Annotated in this window: 17 protein-coding genes; 15 read left to right on the plus strand and 2 right to left on the minus strand. The window is 43.1% G+C overall.

What is annotated here, in order from left to right:
* Positions 1–166 precede the first annotated feature (166 nt).
* A complete protein-coding gene (locus tag Q4533_RS12785) occupies positions 167–1,249 on the minus strand; it encodes a CNNM domain-containing protein (protein WP_102440593.1) in 1,083 nt (360 codons plus the stop codon).
* Between the two features lie 159 nt (positions 1,250–1,408).
* Between Q4533_RS12785 and Q4533_RS12790 the strand changes: the two genes are divergently transcribed.
* From Q4533_RS12790 to Q4533_RS12860, 15 genes are all read left to right on the plus strand, one after another.
* Positions 1,409–2,530 (plus strand): bifunctional tRNA (adenosine(37)-C2)-methyltransferase TrmG/ribosomal RNA large subunit methyltransferase RlmN, encoded by a 1,122-nt coding sequence (locus tag Q4533_RS12790; protein WP_076542685.1) that lies wholly within the window; start codon positions 1,409–1,411, stop codon positions 2,528–2,530.
* Between the two features lie 34 nt (positions 2,531–2,564).
* Complete coding sequence (gene pilW, locus Q4533_RS12795) at positions 2,565–3,347, plus strand: type IV pilus biogenesis/stability protein PilW (RefSeq protein WP_102477209.1); 783 nt, start codon at positions 2,565–2,567, stop codon at positions 3,345–3,347.
* Complete coding sequence (locus Q4533_RS12800; RefSeq protein ID WP_303502861.1) at positions 3,347–4,330, plus strand: RodZ domain-containing protein; 984 nt, start codon at positions 3,347–3,349, stop codon at positions 4,328–4,330. The genes pilW and Q4533_RS12800 overlap by 1 nt, the downstream gene beginning before the upstream one ends.
* A 52-nt stretch (positions 4,331–4,382) precedes the next feature.
* Positions 4,383–5,498, plus strand: a complete 1,116-nt coding sequence (gene ispG / locus Q4533_RS12805; RefSeq protein WP_076542693.1) for a flavodoxin-dependent (E)-4-hydroxy-3-methylbut-2-enyl-diphosphate synthase — start codon at positions 4,383–4,385, stop codon at positions 5,496–5,498.
* Positions 5,499–5,596: 98 nt separating this feature from the next.
* The gene (gene hisS, locus Q4533_RS12810; RefSeq protein ID WP_102440590.1) at positions 5,597–6,871 is read left to right on the plus strand and encodes a histidine--tRNA ligase; all 1,275 of its coding nucleotides are present in this window, start codon (positions 5,597–5,599) and stop codon (positions 6,869–6,871) included.
* 52 nt (positions 6,872–6,923) lie between these two features.
* Positions 6,924–7,541, plus strand: coding sequence for a tetratricopeptide repeat protein (locus tag Q4533_RS12815; protein WP_076542697.1), 618 nt, complete (start codon positions 6,924–6,926; stop codon positions 7,539–7,541).
* A gap of 12 nt (positions 7,542–7,553) precedes the next feature.
* Positions 7,554–8,741 carry an outer membrane protein assembly factor BamB gene (gene bamB / locus Q4533_RS12820; protein WP_076542699.1) on the plus strand — a complete coding sequence of 396 codons (1,188 nt, stop codon included), beginning with the start codon at positions 7,554–7,556 and terminating at the stop codon, positions 8,739–8,741.
* A gap of 79 nt (positions 8,742–8,820) precedes the next feature.
* Complete coding sequence (gene der / locus Q4533_RS12825; RefSeq protein WP_076542701.1) at positions 8,821–10,287, plus strand: ribosome biogenesis GTPase Der; 1,467 nt, start codon at positions 8,821–8,823, stop codon at positions 10,285–10,287.
* A gap of 214 nt (positions 10,288–10,501) precedes the next feature.
* Entirely contained in the window at positions 10,502–11,068 is a 567-nt protein-coding gene (locus tag Q4533_RS12830) for a cytochrome b/b6 domain-containing protein (protein ID WP_303502862.1), read from the plus strand.
* Positions 11,069–11,401: 333 nt separating this feature from the next.
* Complete coding sequence (locus Q4533_RS12835) at positions 11,402–11,881, plus strand: TlpA disulfide reductase family protein (protein WP_102440588.1); 480 nt, start codon at positions 11,402–11,404, stop codon at positions 11,879–11,881.
* 4 nt (positions 11,882–11,885) lie between these two features.
* The gene (locus Q4533_RS12840; RefSeq protein ID WP_102440587.1) at positions 11,886–12,125 is read left to right on the plus strand and encodes a DUF4266 domain-containing protein; all 240 of its coding nucleotides are present in this window, start codon (positions 11,886–11,888) and stop codon (positions 12,123–12,125) included.
* Entirely contained in the window at positions 12,116–13,426 is a 1,311-nt protein-coding gene (locus Q4533_RS12845; RefSeq protein ID WP_102440586.1) for a DUF3570 domain-containing protein, read from the plus strand. Before Q4533_RS12840 ends, Q4533_RS12845 begins: the two co-directional genes overlap by 10 nt.
* Before the next feature lie 153 nt (positions 13,427–13,579).
* The gene (locus Q4533_RS12850; RefSeq protein WP_303502872.1) at positions 13,580–14,407 is read left to right on the plus strand and encodes an FAD:protein FMN transferase; all 828 of its coding nucleotides are present in this window, start codon (positions 13,580–13,582) and stop codon (positions 14,405–14,407) included.
* 73 nt (positions 14,408–14,480) lie between these two features.
* Entirely contained in the window at positions 14,481–15,140 is a 660-nt protein-coding gene (locus Q4533_RS12855) for a response regulator transcription factor (protein WP_303502863.1), read from the plus strand.
* 33 nt (positions 15,141–15,173) lie between these two features.
* Positions 15,174–16,571, plus strand: coding sequence for an ATP-binding protein (locus tag Q4533_RS12860; RefSeq protein ID WP_303502864.1), 1,398 nt, complete (start codon positions 15,174–15,176; stop codon positions 16,569–16,571).
* 153 nt (positions 16,572–16,724) lie between these two features.
* On the opposite strand, the gene Q4533_RS12865 is transcribed toward Q4533_RS12860, so the two are convergent.
* Positions 16,725–18,185, minus strand: coding sequence for a DUF3300 domain-containing protein (locus Q4533_RS12865; protein ID WP_303502865.1), 1,461 nt, complete (start codon positions 18,183–18,185; stop codon positions 16,725–16,727).
* Positions 18,186–18,201: the final 16 nt, after the last annotated feature.

An 18,201-nucleotide genomic window follows, 5' to 3' on the forward strand; every position in this document is an offset into this window, starting at 1 on the left:
GTTTAATGAACTTAATGGGTGACTGATTTTTGTAGCTGTTTACTTTAGTCGTTGTTTACTTTAGTTGCTGCTAATGCATAGCCGTTAAACCAAGGCTGTGGTTATATTAACTAAATTAAAAAGGGAGCTTAAGCTCCCTTAAATCTATAGCTATAAAGCTAGAGTATTATTGCGGTGGGGTTTGAGATTGCTTGGTAAACTCACCGTCATCAGATAATACAATGCCTTTATGCTTCATGCGGCTACTCCACAATTTACGCGCTAATTGCTGCATATCGGTGACAGGATCGTTTGAATCGACAATTTCTAGTCCCAGTAAAGACTCAACAATATCTTCTAAGGTGACAATACCTTCACCAGAACCATACTCATCGACAATCATAGCGATTTTAGTATTTCGCTTAATCATCAATTCAAATATCGGTAAAATCTTGGCGGTTTCAGGAATAACCAGCAGGTTTTTCTTCAATACACCAATGGATTCTTTCTGGGTGTAACGTTCTGCTTGAATGATATTATTACGGTTAACATAACCAATAATATTATCAGGGTCGTCTTCATATACAGGAATACGGGTAAAGGGTTTAGCTAAAAACTGCTGCACAAATTGCCCTTGGGTCAGAGTCACCGGTAATTTAAACATCACGGTTCGCGGTGTCATAATCGCTGAAACGGGCATTTCTTTAACCGATAACATTTGCGTTAAAATGGCAGACTCTTGTTTATCAAGTTCACCTGATTGTCGCCCAATTTCGGCCATCGCACTCATTTCTTGACGAATATACTGCCCTTCGTCGCCTTTACCCATTAATTTGGTGACTTTTGAAGACATCCAGATTAGTGGTTTGGTAATACGCTCTAACCACACTAAAACTAGCGACACTGATGGCGCTAATGAACGCCAATAGTTTGCACCTAAGGTTTTAGGAATGATTTCTGAGAAAAATAAGATGAGAAAGGTCAGTACCCCGGAAAATACCCCTAGCATTTCATCGCCAAAGACCTTTGCCGCTTGAGCACCAGCAACAGCTGCGCCTACGGTATGGGAAATGGTGTTGAGAGTCAGGATAGAAACCAGTGGTGATTCCACGTTTTCTTTCTGTTTATTAAGCCGATCGGCAGCTTTACGATTCGTTTTAGCCAAAGTGGCAATATAACTAGGCGTAACAGACAGTAGTACCGCCTCAAATACACTACAAAGAAAAGAGATTGCAATGGCGATAAATACTATAATGATAAGGGTTATCATAAAGGTGGAATTACACCTCCAAATGGCAGACCAATATTAGTCCGAGGAAATTCTAGCATAGTCTCTAAGCTTTGTTGCTACTTCTATAGCCAAATTTTGTTAGGATCTGTATAATTCGCCGCCCGCAAGCAAGTTTTAGGTTTTTTGAGGTTACACAACATGAGTGAAAAAAAGATCAATTTATTGGATCTTGATCGAAAATCGATGAGAGCGCTATTCGCAGAAATGGGCGAAAAACCGTTCCGAGCCGATCAATTGATGAAATGGCTTTATCACTTTGGTGTTAGCGACTTCGAAGAAATGAACAATATTAACAAGGCACTGCGCGCTAAGTTAGCTCGAAAGTGTGAAATTGTTGCCCCTGAGATTGCTAGCTTTCAAAAGTCATCTGATGGGACCATTAAGTTTGCGATCAATGTTGGTCAAGGCCAAGAAGTCGAGACTGTTTACATCCCTGAAGAAGACCGTGCAACCCTGTGTGTATCATCACAAGTGGGCTGTGCATTGGAATGTACTTTCTGCTCAACAGGGCAGCAAGGCTTCAACCGTAACCTCTCAGTGGCTGAAATCATCGGTCAAGTATGGCGTGTATCAGAATTTTTAGGTTTCCATAAAGACACTGGCGATCGTCCAATCACTAACGTTGTTATGATGGGAATGGGTGAGCCACTATTAAACTTAGCCAATGTGATCCCTGCAATGGACATCATGTTAGATGACTTTGGTTTTAGTCTGTCTAAGCGTCGTGTGACCTTATCGACTTCAGGTGTCGTGCCTGCGTTAGACAAATTAGGTGACGTGATCGATGTGGCTTTAGCGGTGAGTATTCATGCGCCAAATGATGAGCTGCGTGATGTATTGGTGCCGGTAAACAAGAAATACCCGCTAGAAGAATTTTTAGCTGGGATTCGTCGTTACCTAGAAAAGTCCAATGCTAACCGCGGACGTGTTACAGTCGAATACGTGATGCTTGATCATATCAATGACAGTACAGATCAAGCCCATGAATTAGCCAAGCTAATGAAAGACACGCCGTGTAAGATTAACTTAATTCCGTTTAATCCTTATCCTGGTTCGCCATATGGTCGCTCTTCTAATTCTAGAATTGACCGTTTTTCTAAAGTATTAATGGAATACGGCTTAACGGTTATTGTGCGTAAAACCCGTGGTGATGATATTGATGCGGCTTGTGGACAATTAGCCGGTGATATTCGTGATCGCACTAAACGTTTAGCAAAAAAACAAATGCAACAAAATCAGATTTCGGTCACAATGGATTAACTCATTGTTTGTATAGATTAATAGGCGTTGGAATATGCATGGATTGCCAAAGTTTTTGATTGTAGTCGCGATGGCATTACCTCTAACGGGTTGTGTCACTGAGCGCACTTATAGCGGTACTGATATTCCTGTTGCCGAAAGAACCTTAGATAAGCAAGCCGCAGCTATTGAGCGAATGCAGCTGGGACTGACTTATTTAAATCGAGGCAATATTGAACAAGCTAAATTTAATTTAAATCGTGCGGTTGAATATGCACCGCAGTTAAGTTCAGTGCATATCGCGATGGCGTATTATTACCAAACGGTAGGTGATACTGTACGTACAGAGGCGGCTTACCGTAAAGCCATTGCCGCGCCAGATGCAGGTGGTGATGCGAAAAATAACTTTGGCGTGTTTCTTTGCCAGCAAGATAAATTCGCACAAGCTGAAGAAATGCTATTAGCCGCGATTGAAACCAAACAATACACTCGCACCGCTTCAAGCTACGAAAACTTAGGCGTGTGTAGTATGTCTGCAGGTGACACCGAAAAAGCCAAGGGCTATTTTGAAGATGCGCTGCGATATGATCCAAGACGACAATCAACCTTGAAAGAATTGATTGAGCTTGCGATAGTAGAAAATGATTATCAAGCCGCTAAAGCGAATTTAACGCGTCTTCACCGTGTGGCACAACAAACACCAGAAAGCTTAGCATTAGGTATTAAAATTTCCCGTGAGTTAGCGGATGATGAAGCGGTAAAACGCTACGGAATTACTTTAATTGCCAAATATCCTGCTTCAGAACAAGCGAAAGAATACAGGGCTAATTTGCATTAATGACAAATAAAATTACAGAGATAGAAACAGATAATAATCTCGAGCAAGCTGAATTACTCGAAACTGTTTCAACAGCGGGTATGCTGCTACGCACCGCCCGCGAAAAAAAGGGTGTCTCGATAGATGCTGTGGCATTACAGCTGCATTTGCGTCCCAGTGTTATTGAAGATATTGAAAATGATATTTTTGATAATATTGCTTCAGCAACCTATGCCCGTGGCTACGCTAAAAACTTTGCCAAGTACGTTGAAGCAGATGTTAATGCCGTTCAACAATGTTTAGCCCAGCAACTTCCTGATGAAACTGCTGCTATGCAAAGCTTTTCTCGCAAAACTACCCGCGAAGCCCGTGACAGCCGTCTCACCTTAGTTACTTATCTCATCGTAGCGATATTACTTGCGCTATTATTGTTGTGGTGGGTACAAAAAGACTCAATGCTAACGGGAGTTGATTTATCAAAGCCGACAGCAGAAGAAGTCGCAGCTGCTAATGTGGCGCAGCAAACACAAGACTTATTAGAGCCAGAAATCGATCCTAAACTGGCTTATCGGGAACCCGTTGCCAGCGAGGTAATCTCAGCACAAAGTCAAAACGATGACGCAGTTCAAGTGAGCAGTAATGTTCAGGAGAGTAACCGTGTTATTAAGCCAGCAACGGCGACTGACACACTTGACTCTGTTGCTGTGTCACCAGCAATAACAACTGCAGTTGATACTGTAGTAATCACTGCTGATGTGATTGAAACTGATACTATATCGCTTAGCTTTAGTGATGATTGCTGGGTTAACATTATCGATGCCGATGGTAAAACATTGGTTGATGGCGTTAAGGGCTCAGCTAGAGTCGTTGAAGTCACCGGCAAGGCACCTTTTAAAGTGATATTGGGTGCGCCGCAAGTTGTCACCATGAGCTTTAATAATGAAAATGTCAGCCTTGCTGAGTTTTCTGACCGTGTGGCCAAGTTAACCCTGCCTAAAGCCTAGTCTTTAAAGCTTAGTGTTAACTCAATTTTGGTAAGTAGTAGAGCAACAGATTATGTATAACGAATCTCCAATCATCCGCCGTCCTTCTAGCCGCATTTATGTAGGGGATGTTCCGATCGGCGATGGTGCACCAATTGCGGTGCAATCGATGACAAATACTAAAACCACTGATGTCGACGCCACAGTTGCACAAATTTTGGCCCTTGAAAAAGTCGGTGCAGACATAGTGCGAGTCTCAGTACCAACAATGGATGCCGCTGAAGCGTTTAAGCTTATCAAGCAGCGCGTTAGTGTACCTTTAGTTGCCGATATTCATTTTGATTACCGTATCGCACTTAAAGTGGCTGAATACGGTGTTGATTGTTTGCGGATTAACCCCGGCAACATTGGTAATGAAGAACGTATTCGCAATGTAGTTGAATGTGCGCGTGATAAAAATATTCCAATTCGCATTGGTGTTAATGGCGGTTCATTAGAAAAAGATCTGATGGACAAGTATCATGAGCCAACACCAGAAGCATTGCTTGAATCAGCCATGCGTCATGTGGATATTTTAGACCGTCTAAACTTTGACCAGTTTAAAGTCAGTGTAAAAGCTTCAGACGTATTTTTAGCGGTTGAATCATACCGTTTACTCGCCAAGCAAATTAAGCAGCCATTGCATTTAGGCATTACTGAAGCAGGCGGCGCTCGTGCGGGTTCGGTTAAATCAGCAGTGGGCTTAGGCATGTTACTGGCTGAAGGTATTGGTGATACTTTACGTATCTCATTAGCGGCAGATCCAGTCGAAGAAATTAAAGTCGGTTTTGATATCTTAAAATCATTACGTATTCGCAGCCGCGGCATTAACTTTATTGCCTGTCCGTCTTGTTCACGCCAAGAGTTTGATGTGATTAACACTGTCAATGCGTTAGAAATGCGCCTTGAAGATATCACCACCCCAATGGATGTGTCGATTATCGGCTGTGTGGTCAATGGCCCAGGTGAAGCGTTAGTTTCAGATATTGGTTTAACCGGTAGCCACGGAAAAAGTGGTTATTATGATGACGGTAAACGTCAAAAAGAGCGCTTTGATAACAACAATATAGTGGATTCACTGGAAGCAAAAATTCGCGCAAAAGCAGCGATAATGCAAAACCGAATCGATATCAAAGACGCAACAGAATAAGTTAGTTTTAGATAAAAACACACTTACCAGCAGTGGTAGGTGTTTTTTTGTGTAAGGCATATGATTAATTAATTAGCTAAAAATTAGGCGAATTAAACGTGGCAAAACAGATCCAAGCAATCCGTGGAATGAACGACATTCTGCCAACTCAAAGCCCTTTATGGCAACAAGTCGAAGCGGTTATTCGCTCTACTGTTAGTGCCTATGGTTACAGTGAAATCCGTACTCCTATTGTTGAAAGTACTGATTTATTCAAGCGCTCAATTGGTGAAGTCACCGATATCGTTGAAAAAGAAATGTATACCTTTGCTGATCGCAATGAAGACAGTTTAACATTGCGCCCAGAAGGCACAGCATCGACTGTTCGTGCGGGAAATGAGCATGGTTTACTTTACAACCAAGAGCAACGTTTATGGTACATGGGACCTATGTTCCGTCATGAACGTCCTCAAAAAGGTCGTTACCGTCAATTCCACCAATTTGGTGTTGAAGTGTACGGCATTGCAAGTGCGGACATTGATGCGGAAGTATTGATGTTATCTGCAAGATTATGGGATTCATTTGGCATTAAAGACCACGTTAAACTGGAACTTAATACCTTAGGTGATCCTGCTGAACGTGCTACTTACCGTGATGCATTAATTGCATTTTTAGAGCAGCACAAAGAGCAATTAGATGAAGACTCACAGCGCCGTATGTATTCAAACCCGCTACGAGTATTGGATTCTAAATCGCCACAGGTTCAAGCCTTGCTAGCTGATGCGCCAGAGTTAATGGATTATTTAGGTGAAGAATCAAAAACACATTTTTCAACCTTATGTGAACTCTTAGACGCTGTCGGCATCCAATACACAATTAATCCTCGTCTTGTGCGTGGTTTAGATTACTATAACCGCACCGTTTTTGAGTGGGTAACGGATAGCTTAGGCTCTCAAGGAACGGTACTTGCTGGTGGTCGTTATGATGGTCTGGTTGGTCAATTGGGTGGTAAAGATACCCCTGCAGTAGGTTTTGCAATGGGACTTGAGCGTATTGTCTTACTACTGCAAACCCTTGAGCTTGATAAAGATGTCGCGCCAGTTGTCGATGTTTATGTCACGGCAATGGGCGAAAACTGCTTAGTTGAAGCAATTAAAATTGCCCAAGAGTTGCGTCAAAGCCTGCCAGCGCTTAAAGTCATGAGTCATTGTGGCGGCGGTAACTTTAAAAAGCAGATGAAACGTGCTGATAAAAGCGGTGCGCAGTACGCCCTGATCATTGGTGAAAACGAAATTGCCAATAACCAAGTTGCAATTAAGCCACTGAGAAATAAGAACGAACAACTTTTAGTTGCCCGAGAAGAGTTGGCGACTACGATAAAATCATTATTTTAATATTAGCCCTTAGCTAATAAAAAACAGAACTGAATAGAAAGGGGAAGTGCGCGTGGAAATTTATAGCACAGAAGAACAACAAGTAGATGCTATTAAGCAGTTCTGGAAAGATTACGGCAGCTCAATCATTGTGGGTGCAGTCGTAGGTCTAGGTGGATTGTACGGTTGGAATTATTACTCTGACGTAAAAATTGAAAAATCGGAAGCTGCATCAGAAGCATTTCAACGCATTACTGCTAACAGCGACAGCAGTGCAGTACAAGCAGCTATCGCTGAGTTTGGTGCACAGCACGATCAAAAAGGTTACCAAGCCTTGCTTGAACTCATGTCAGCTAAAGCTGCTGTCGATGCAGGCGAGTTAGATAAAGCAGAAGCGGCTTTTACTAAAATCATTGCTGCAAAACCGGGTGCTGCTTTAGAGTCTTTAGCGACGTTACGTCTATCTCGCGTGCAAGCAGAGCAAGGTAACATCGGCACTGCAATTGCGACATTAGAGCAAATTACCGATGAAGCATTTAATGCTCAACGTGATGAGTTAAAAGGCGATTTACTTGTGCGTCAAGGTGACATGGATAGTGCACGTTCAGCTTACCAAGCTGCTGTTGATAACGGCGGTTCGTTAACCAGTCCTGCATTACAAATGAAGCTAGACAATTTAAACAAGGCATAAGGAATTAGCCGAATGAAGTCTTTATGCAAAACTTTGCTAGCAGCGGGCTTAAGCGTCGCATTGCTATCTGCTTGTTCTTCAAATGATAATGAAGAAGAAGTTGTTACTGAACTAACTGAAATTCAAGCAACTGTTTTTCCAGAAGTAAACTGGCATGCCAAGGTTGGGGGCGGAGTCGGTGACTTTTATTCTCAACTTAAACCGGCTATTCGATATGACCATGTATATGTGGCCGATCGCAACGGTGAGGTCGTCGCCTTTGAAGAAGCAACAGGCAAAGTGGCTTGGCGTAAAGACTTAGCTTCAGAATTTAAACATACTGAGCTGGCGAAAACGAAAGAGGCACGCATTGCCGCAGGCGTTACCGCTGGCCGTAATAAAGTCTTTATTGGCGGCGAGTCTGGTTTATTGGTGGCATTAGATGCTCAAACCGGTGAGACCGTATGGTCAGCAGTTGCAAGCGGTGAGCTGTTATCGGCTCCAACTGTGTCTGAAGATTCAGTTGGCGTGCATACCAGTGATGGTAACTTTGAAGCATTTGATATTGATGACGGTGCTAAACTGTGGACCCATGAGATGCAACTGCCAAATCTAACGCTACGCGGCACTAGCTCAGCAGCTTATGATTCAGGTGGTTTCTTCCTTGGCACTGCTGATGGTAAAATAGCGGTTATTGTCAAAAACAATGGACAAGTGGCTTGGGAGCAGGCGGTATTTAACCCAACCGGTGGTAACGAGTTTACTCGTATGGCCGATGTGGACATGACACCGTTAATTTTGGGCGATAATTTATACGCGGTAAGTTACAATGGTAACTTAGTGTCTATGGAGCTAAGAACGGGTCGTGTTGTATGGACGCGTAAGTATTCAAGCTTCAATGAATTAGCGACAGCAGGGGTTGGACTATACTTAGTCGATGACCACAGCCGAATTTATTCAGTAGATAGACGTAACGGTCTTGAATTATGGAGTAACTCTACGTTAATGAATCGTAGTTTAACTTCACCTGCCGTTATAGGCTCTTATATTGTTGTAGGTGACTTTGAAGGTTACTTACATTTTATTGACCGCAACTCTGGCGAAGTCGCTGGACGTGTTGAGGTTGATAGTGATGGTTTATTCTCACAACCAGTAGTGGTTGGAGATAAAATTTATGTGCAAGGTCGTAGCGGCAAAATCGCGACGATTGTACTGCCATAAATTGAATAGCAAACCTTATTAGAGCCCCTGGAAGTGTGTTCCGGGGGCTTTTTATTTTAAAGTTTTTAGAGGCAAAATCATGATCCCTGTAGTGGCCCTTGTGGGGCGACCTAATGTTGGTAAGTCAACTTTATTTAATCGCCTTACTCGCACAAGAGATGCGCTTGTCGCCGATTTTCCTGGTTTAACTCGTGACCGTAAATATGGACGTGCGTTTTTAGCTGGTTATGAATTCATTGTGGTTGATACTGGTGGTATCGATGGCACTGAAGAAGGGATTGAAACTAAGATGGCTGAACAATCGCTAGCGGCGATTGAAGAAGCAGATGTGGTGCTATTTTTAACTGATGCTCGTGCAGGCTTAACAGCAGCTGATTTAGCGATTGCTGAGCATTTACGTAGCCGTGATAAAACTACCTTTGTTGTTGCTAACAAAGTTGATGGTATTGATGCTGATTCAGCCTGTGCTGAGTTTTGGTCATTAGGTTTAGGTGAAGTTTATCAAATGGCAGCTGCGCAAGGTCGCGGTGTTACCAATATGATTGAATACTCTTTAGCGCCTTATGCTGAAGCTATGGGTATTACTCGCCAAGAAGACGGTGAAGAAGTTGAAGATGTACGTGAGTACACTGAAGAAGAAGCCGAAGCTGAACAAGAGCGCCTGCAAAACTTACCGATTAAGCTTGCTATTATTGGTAAGCCTAACGTAGGTAAATCAACGCTAACTAACCGTATTTTAGGTGAAGAGCGTGTGGTTGTTTATGATGCACCAGGTACGACTCGTGACAGTATTTATATTCCAATGGAACGTGAAGGTCGTCAATACGTATTAATTGATACTGCTGGTGTGCGTCGCCGCGCGAAAGTACATGAAGTTATTGAGAAGTTTTCAGTGATTAAAACCCTGAAAGCAGTTGAAGATTCTAACGTTGTCTTGTTAGTGATCGACGCTCAAGACGGTATTACAGAGCAAGATCTTGGTTTGCTTGGTTTTGCGCTTAATGCTGGTCGTGCAATTGTACTTGCTGTGAATAAATGGGATGGTCTTGACCAAGCATTTAAAGAAAGCGTTAAAAGTGAGTTAGATCGCCGCTTAGGCTTTATCGACTTTGCCCGCATTCACTTTATTTCAGCGCTTCATGGCACAGGTGTTGGTCATTTATACGAGTCAATTGAAGAAGCCTATGACAGTGCAACGCGCCGCGTAAGTACTTCAATGCTGACCCGCGTTATGCAAATGTCACAAGATGATCATCAGCCACCATTAGTACATGGTCGCCGAGTGAAGCTTAAGTATGCCCATGCTGGTGGTTATAACCCACCAATCGTTGTGGTGCATGGTAATCAGGTAAGTAAGTTACCTGATTCATACAAGCGCTACATGATGAACTACTTCCGTCGTTCATTGAAAGTTGTGGGTACGCCAATTCAAATGCGCTTTCAAGAGGGAGCTAATCCATTTGAAGGCCGCCATGAAAAGCTAACCATTAGTCAAGAGCGTCGCCGTAAACGCGCAATGAGCCACATTAATAGCCGCAAAAAATAAATTATTTTCTGTGAGTTAACCAAAACCTGAATGACTGCAAAGTGATTCAGGTTTTTTTATGTCTCTGATTTACTGGTGTTTGAACTGAGGAGTTTGAACCGAGGTTATTGACAGTTATTGGTTTGGTAAGGTGAAACTTGAAATGATCTAGCATAAGCGAATGTTAAGTCTTACCACTTATAGTCATAATTCACTTTCAATCACTGAGGTTTTTATGAGTACTCGCCGCCATTTTCCTGCTATCCATCGTCTTTTGCATTGGGGGCTTGCGCTGTCAATGTTGGTGATGCTGTTAACCATCTTACTGCGTTTAGGCTGGATGGAAAAAAATCATATGGCTGAGATGATCCAGCAAGGATTATTGCAGCTTGATTTACTTATCAGTGATAAACAAGCCGTCATTATTGCTAAAAGCATTCGTAATGTGATGTTTAAGTGGCATCTTTATTTTGGCTATGCGGTGGCTGTTTTTGTGTCGCTGCGCTTTATCTACATGGCAAAATGCGGTTTACAATACCCTAGCGCATTCAGTAAACAGGCTAGCGGCCGTGAAAAATTTCAAGCGTGGGTATATTGGCTATTTTATCTGGGTATTGCGTTATCGGTCTCCACAGGCTTGTTGATTGAATTTGGCCCAGAGTCAATTGAACACCAAGCTGAAACCGTGCATAAACTTGCCTTGTGGTATTTTATTCCGTTTATCAGTTTGCATTTGGCCGGAATAATACTGGCCGAATTTACCCACGATAAGGGCTTAGTCTCGAGAATCATCGGCGGGTAAACACAGTCACCAGTTGTGTTGAACTAAGCCTATTGAGCAGCGTATCAGCGGTTGTTCTAGCTATTGCTTCAAGACCGCGTCATGGCGTTAGTGCTAGCGCGGTGATTATTAGTCCTCATTAACCAACTCTTGTTCGCTATCCTATACTCGTCAGACCTTGTTAACGGGTTAATCTTTACCTATTTAACTCTCCAACCTAACACTCTGTTAAACTAACTCGTCACAATGCTTAATAAAACCTTAAGATTGAAGATTTAACTTAGATGATATTGAATCATTAAAAATTAGTCATTCATGACTCCTCAAAAATTAAAACTAACAAAGCGAGACTCCATGAAGCGATCATTACTAGCGAGTTTGTTACTCACATTGGCCTTTAGCGGCCCATTATTTGCCGCGCCTTCACTTGAGCATACTGTACTAACCAAAGATGGCACCGAAACTAGCTTGAAAGAGTTTGCTGGCAAGGTGGTGTATGTGGATTTTTGGGCATCATGGTGCGGTCCATGTCGAAAGTCTTTTCCTTGGATGAACCAGATGCAGGCCAAATACCAGCAGCAAGGCTTTGAAGTGGTTGCTATCAATCTTGATGTTGATACTGAGTTAGCCCATGAGTTCCTCACTAAAATCCCCGCTAATTTTAATTTACGCTTTAATCCAGAAGGGGATGTGGCAAGGGAGTTTGATTTACCTGGTATGCCAAGTAGCTATTTATTTAACCGCCAAGGCGAATTAGTTCAGCGTCATGTTGGTTTTTTTGACAAGAACAAGCCTGCTTATGAACATGAAATTCAACTGTTATTAAAGGAATAAGCCAATGAAAAAATCGAGTTTTAAGCAATACATTAAGCTGTTATTGGCCTTGTCGATTATCAGCAGTTTAGCGGGCTGTTCGAGTTTAGGTGTAGAGCCGTGGGAGAAGGATCAATTTGCCCGCGCTGATATGGCACTTAATAATGAAAAGTTAGATTTAGCATTGGATGACCATATTTACTTCAGTAAAGAAGGCACCAGTGGCGGACGCTCATTAGCTGGCGGAGGTTGTGGATGCAACTAACTTCGAAACTAACGCCGAAACAAAGCATCGCTAGCGCATTGGCCATGGCTAGCTGCAGTTTGTTGTCACAACAAGCTAGCGCGCAAGAGCCTGTACCGGCAAATGATGATTGGAAGGTCGATGCCGCCATTATGTATTACGGTGAGCAAGACCGTGTACAAGCCGTTGAAGCTATTGGTAATGTGCAAAAAGCCTTTGGCGAAGATTCGCTGCTAGATATGAAAATCGTTGTCGACAGCTTAACCGGCGCTTCAGCCTCTGGCGCTGTAGCACAATCCATCAGCCAAACCTTTACTCGACCTTCAGGTAAGGGAGAGTATACGGTCGCCCCAGGTGAAACGCCCCTTGATGATACGTTCCAAGATACCCGGGTGCAGTTAAGTGCCAATTGGCAGGAAATTTTAAATCCTGACTGGACGGTTAACTTAGGTGTTTATGGTTCTAAAGAATATGATTATTTATCATTAGGCTTAAATGCGGGTGTGGAGCGCAGTTTTAACAAAAACAACACCACCCTTGCCTTATCGGGTGCCTATACGAATGATACTGTTGATCCTGTGGGCGGACGTCCTGTGGCGTTATCAGAAATGGTATTTCGCGGTGATTATGATGGTGATGATGCCTTTCAAGCTGCATTTGACGCCACTCGATTAGACGGTGATGACACCAAGCAAACCGCTGATGTCATGCTAGGTGTGACCCAAATCTTGAATCGTAACTGGTTAATGCAAGCCAACTACGGTTTTTCAAGTGTGTCGGGCTATATGACCGATCCCTATAAAATTCTCAGTATGGTCGATGGTAATGGTGAGTCCCATGGTTATCGCTACGAAAACCGCCCAGACTCGCGCACTAAGCACAGTGTTTTCTTGTTAGCAAAAGGCGCATTGGACTCAGGGGTGATTGATTTCTCTTATCGCTACAATACTGATGACTGGGATATTCAAGCGCACACTTTAGAAACCCATTATCGCTATTACTTTACTCCAAGCTTATATGGCCAGCTGCATTTGCGTTATTACCAGCAGCAAGCTGCTGAGTTTTATCAGCCATTTTTGCGTACAGAAGCAGCATTACCTGAGTATGCCAGTGCGGATTATCGCATTGGTGACATGTCAGCATATACGGTAGGGCTTAAGTTTGGCCATCGCTTATCTGGCGGCCATGAACTTAGCTATCGTATTGAGTATTATCAGCAAAACCCTGAAAACAACGGCACAGATATCCCTGGTGAGTTAAATAATCAGGATTTATTTCCATCGGTGAAAGCAATCGTAGCTCAAATAAGCTATTCGTTTTAAATAAATAGTCTTAAGATAAATAAACGCAAAACATCAGAGTTATTGAAATTGTTAAATAAAGCCGCTGTTACATCACAAGCCGCTACATCTAAGGCCCCACAGGTCGCGACGCTTACACGTCGCCCTTGGGGCTTTTTAGGTTCATTTAGCGCCATGGCAAGTCCATGTGAAATGTTAATGCGACTAGATGATGAGAAGATTGCCCAGCAGATGTTAAATATCGCTGTGGCTGAAGCCAAACGAATAGAGCGTAAATATAGCCGTTTTTTACAAGGTAATATTGTTTGGCAACTCAACAATGCCCAAGGGCAGGCGGTTAACATTGATGCTGAAACGGCGCATTTACTGCAATTTGCCCAGCAATGTTATCAATTAAGTGACGGCGCTTTTGATATCAGCGCAGGTCCTTTAATGAAGTTGTGGCGCTTTGATGGTAGTCATCAAGTGCCACCAGCTAGTGCGATTAAATCGGCATTAAAGCTAGTGGATTTTAGCGCCATTGATTTTACTGACAGCCAATTGACTATGCCTGCAGCAATGAGTTTAGATTTTGGTGGCATAGGCAAAGAGTATGCGGTGGATAGTACAGCGCAATTACTCAGCAAGCGTTGGCCTGATATCTCTGTGTTAGTTAATTTTGGTGGCGATATTGCCTGTCCCATCCTTAACCCCAATGGCTGGCAAGTGGGGATTGAAAACCCGCAGCAATTGGATAATGCCGCGGCGCTGTTAACCATACGCCAAGGCGCATTAGCCACTAGCGGCACCACTCGGCGCTACATTGAAGTGGATCAAAAACGCTATGGCCACATTATTAATCCTCGAACAGGTTATCCTGTGGAGCAAGCGCCGCTTTCAGTGACGGTATTAGGGCCAAATAGCGTTACCGCGGGAATGCTATCGACCATGGCAATGTTAAAAGGCGCAGCTGCTGAAGCCTTTTTGAGTGGGCAAGGTGTTGACTTCAAAGTGTTTAGATAAGCTTAAATCGCGCTTTAATTGCTATAAAAGCAATACATAAGAACAATATATAAGAACAATAAAGGAATAACCGATGCGGGTATTGTTAGTCGAAGACAATCAGTTATTAGCACAAGGCGTGGTTTTGAATTTGGCTAAAGAAGGGATCCAAGTGGATCACTTATGTTCTTATAACCAAGCATTAGCGGCGCTGGATAATGAAGATTTTAGCGCCATTATTCTTGATTTAGGTTTGCCTGATGGCAATGGCGAAGATTTATTAAAGCACTGGCGTAAAGCGGGAGTATCTTTGCCGATTATTGTGCTGACCGCCAATACGGATTTTGATACTCGCTTAAACTGTTTAGATATTGGCGCAGATGATTATCTCAGTAAACCGTTTGATGTGCGGGAATTAGTTGCCAGACTGCGAGCTATTGTTCGCCGCCAACACGGCTTAGATAACAATCAATTTAGTTTCGGCGCATTGACCATCGATTTCAGTTGTTGTGAAGTGCATTTTCGAGAGCAATTAATCAATCTGCCACGGCGGGAATATCAATTGTTATTGGAGTTTGCCCAATCAGCAGGGCGAGTACTAACCCGCAGCCAGCTTGAGCAATTAACCTATGGTTGGGATGAAGTCGGCAGTAATTCCATTGAAGTGCATATTCATCATTTACGTAAAAAAATGGCCCCAGAACTGATTAAAACTGTTAGGGGCATTGGCTATATTTTAGCTGAAATTCAATAAGCATTAATGGTCAGTAGATCATAAAAGGATATTATGTTTTCGTTACGTTTCTCCCTTAGTTTATTGATGTTAGTCGGTATCTTACTGACCGTATCCGTTGCCAGTGTGCTGAGTAGCCGCGATGCCATGTACGAGATAGAAGAGCTATTTGATGCTGAAATGGTACAAACCGCTAAAGTGCTGGATTTGTTTTATGTCAAAAGGCTTACTGCCGCCAAAGTAGCAAGCTTAATTGAGCAACCTATTCGCTTTCATGTGTCAGAGTCTGACATAGAAACCTTTGCCGAGCAGTCTACGGTAGAAACTCTATCCTACGAGCGAAAGCTGTCATTTCAATTATTTACCGCAGCAGGTGAGTTACTTGCATACTCAGATAATACTGGCGAGCAACCGCTAACGGATTTTAACCACGGCTATGCCTATCAGGCAGTCGGTGAGCACACCTGGCATGTGTACAGCTTGTTTTCAACGGCGCAACAGGTGTGGATTGTGACTGCACAGCGTGATGATGTGCGCCAAGAGTTGGTGGATAAAATTAACGCCAATAGCTGGCGATCGCCACTGATTATTGCGCCGATCATGTTGCTGATTATGCTATTGGTGACTTACTACTTATTTAAACCCATCAAACTACTTGAACGTCACTTAGCTTATCGCAGTGCTCAAGATCTAGCGCCAATTAATATCCACTTACCGTCAGAACTTATTTCAATTCAGCAGTCGCTTAATAGTTATTTAGCCCGTATCGCCGATATGATGATCCGCGAACGACGCTTTAGTGCTGATGCGGCCCACGAGTTAAAGACCCCCTTAGCCATCATTAAACTTCATGGTGATGGTTTAGAAAGCGTGATTAATTCATCAACCGATGAAAGCTTAAAGCAACAAGCAATGCCTTATACTCAAGCCATGGGGCAGGGAATTAAGCGTATGAGTCATACTGTTGAGCAACTGTTATTACTCTCAAGGGTTGATGCCATTGAAGCGATTAATAAGGCTGAATGCGACTTACAAAGCCTAATTGATAATGTGATTAATCAGTTAGTACATATTGTGGCCGATTATCAGTGGCAGCTTGATATTCCTAAGGGACTTACCGTTAAAGCTGATAGCTTTTATCTTGAATTAGTATTAAAAAATATTATCGAAAATGCCTGTAAATACAGCCCTAAAGAATCGGTTATTAGCATTCGCGCTGAGCAAGATGCTAACCAATGCGTCATTAATATCATTGATCAAGGTATAGGCATGTCTGCAAGCGAAATTGATTTAGCCAAGAACCGTTTTTATCGGGTTGATGAAAATGTATCCCAAGGTGCAGGGCTAGGGTTATCCATTTGTCAGCTAATTATTATGCTGCATCAAGGTGATATGAGTTTTCATCAAGCTAAGCCTCAAGGGCTAAAGGTCAACATTGTGTTACCCAATTAAACTAACTTATTTAATCTTGGGATAGAAAAAGCCTGAGTCACAGTGAATGTGATTCAGGCTTTTTATTTATTTCAGACTCAGTTTTTGCCTCAACTTCTGGTTCAGCTTTTGACTCAACTTCTGGCCCAGCTTTTGACTAAGCCAAAGCGCAGTTTATTTCACTCGCTGTTTAGACGACGAGTGATGACTGCTTGAGCGACTACCACCACGGTTGTTGTGGGATGTATTACTCGCTCTTTGCTGCGGCTTGATGCTGTGGTTTTGGGCGCTACGGTTGTTATTCACTCGCGCAGTTTGGTTATAGTGCTTGCTACTTTGCTGTTTATTAACAGTCGGTCTGCTGGTCGCTTGTCTATTAGTAACCTGCCTGTTTGTCGCTTGTCTGCTGCTCGGTTGCTTGGTCGCTTTTTGGCTTTGATTAGCCTTATTTGAACGGTTTGGCTGTGATTTATTTGCCGTTCTCAGCGCTTTATCCTGCTGGCCATTATGCATTTTATTCGTATTACTTGGTCTAGTGCTCGGTCTAGTACTGGGCTTAGTGCTGGGTCTTGAGCTATAGCTCGGCTTAGCATTATGATTATTTTTTAATGCTTTATTCACACGTTGCTGCTTTGCTATATGGCTTGGCTTAGAGTTATGTAGCTGTGCTGGCTTACCTTTATGACCAGGTTTTTGAGCATGAGCCAGCTTGTGGCTGTTATTGTAACGGGCACGATCATACTTATGGCTTACTCTCGGCGCTTTATAAGCAACCCCGCGGCGATGAGCTGGTTTGTGCTTCCAGCGGTGTGAGCCTTGGCTATAGGCAATCTTATGGGGCTTACGATAGTAACGAGTCTTATGATGATTAATCACCACCACGCGTCTATTTGACCAATGCACCGCGCCAAAGAAGTAGTTAAAGTTGATATAAACACTTGGTCCCCAATAAATTGGGCGGTTCGGGCGGTAATGCACATAAGATGGATAACGCCAATATACTGGTGGGTATGCATTCCAGCGCCAGCTACCGTAAACAATTCTTGGATCGTAATAGGGAACATAAACCACTTCCGTACGGGCAGGCTCAATAATGATCTGCTTTTCTTCACGGGTGATGGTCATGTTTTCCATATCATCAAAACTATTGGCTTCATCTGCTTGATGGCGCAATGTTTGAATGCTGGCTAATACCGTTTCTTCATCTTGCAGAAATGCTTCACCTAACTCCTGAGTCCAATCAAGATCTTCATTAAGCTTTTCAAGCACAGTGGGAAAGGCCACCAATGCCATGACGCTAGGGTCCCAATCCTGTTGCTCGGCTTGCTGCATTTTCTGTTCGCTATCAAGCTGACTATTTTCTTGCTGCCAGCGATGGGCTTGTACTACCTCTAGAGGGTAGGTAGACGCAATCAGAATATGGGTTAACAAACTATCTGGATATAAGGCTATAGGAGCAAGCATTTGCGCCAGCTGCGCTTCAGACAGCTGCTCAGCATCTTGACTGTAGGCTTGATCGCTTACCAGTGTTTGTGCGCCACTGTCTGTGGCCGCGAATGCCGCAGGAGAAAGCATAATGCACACGGCAACTAGGCTTGTTCTGATGCGATTAAACGTCGTATTCATTAATATCATATCGTCTCCAACTCCT

The organism is Shewanella sp. 6_MG-2023 (assembly GCF_030547195.1).
GTDB lineage: Bacteria > Pseudomonadota > Gammaproteobacteria > Enterobacterales > Shewanellaceae > Shewanella.

Bases quoted from the DNA above. Each gene is read 5' to 3' on its own strand.
- Q4533_RS12785 (WP_102440593.1), bottom strand. From the start codon at position 1,249: ATGATAACCCTTATCATTATAGTATTTATCGCCATTGCAATCTCTTTT.
- Q4533_RS12790 (WP_076542685.1), top strand. From the start codon at position 1,409: ATGAGTGAAAAAAAGATCAATTTATTGGATCTTGATCGAAAATCGATG.
- pilW (WP_102477209.1), top strand. From the start codon at position 2,565: ATGCATGGATTGCCAAAGTTTTTGATTGTAGTCGCGATGGCATTACCT.
- Q4533_RS12800 (WP_303502861.1), top strand. From the start codon at position 3,347: ATGACAAATAAAATTACAGAGATAGAAACAGATAATAATCTCGAGCAA.
- ispG (WP_076542693.1), top strand. From the start codon at position 4,383: ATGTATAACGAATCTCCAATCATCCGCCGTCCTTCTAGCCGCATTTAT.
- bamB (WP_076542699.1), top strand. From the start codon at position 7,554: ATGAAGTCTTTATGCAAAACTTTGCTAGCAGCGGGCTTAAGCGTCGCA.
- der (WP_076542701.1), top strand. From the start codon at position 8,821: ATGATCCCTGTAGTGGCCCTTGTGGGGCGACCTAATGTTGGTAAGTCA.
- Q4533_RS12830 (WP_303502862.1), top strand. From the start codon at position 10,502: ATGAGTACTCGCCGCCATTTTCCTGCTATCCATCGTCTTTTGCATTGG.
- Q4533_RS12835 (WP_102440588.1), top strand. From the start codon at position 11,402: ATGAAGCGATCATTACTAGCGAGTTTGTTACTCACATTGGCCTTTAGC.
- Q4533_RS12840 (WP_102440587.1), top strand. From the start codon at position 11,886: ATGAAAAAATCGAGTTTTAAGCAATACATTAAGCTGTTATTGGCCTTG.
- Q4533_RS12845 (WP_102440586.1), top strand. From the start codon at position 12,116: ATGCAACTAACTTCGAAACTAACGCCGAAACAAAGCATCGCTAGCGCA.
- Q4533_RS12850 (WP_303502872.1), top strand. From the start codon at position 13,580: ATGGCAAGTCCATGTGAAATGTTAATGCGACTAGATGATGAGAAGATT.
- Q4533_RS12855 (WP_303502863.1), top strand. From the start codon at position 14,481: ATGCGGGTATTGTTAGTCGAAGACAATCAGTTATTAGCACAAGGCGTG.
- Q4533_RS12860 (WP_303502864.1), top strand. From the start codon at position 15,174: ATGTTTTCGTTACGTTTCTCCCTTAGTTTATTGATGTTAGTCGGTATC.
- Q4533_RS12865 (WP_303502865.1), bottom strand. From the start codon at position 18,185: ATGATATTAATGAATACGACGTTTAATCGCATCAGAACAAGCCTAGTT.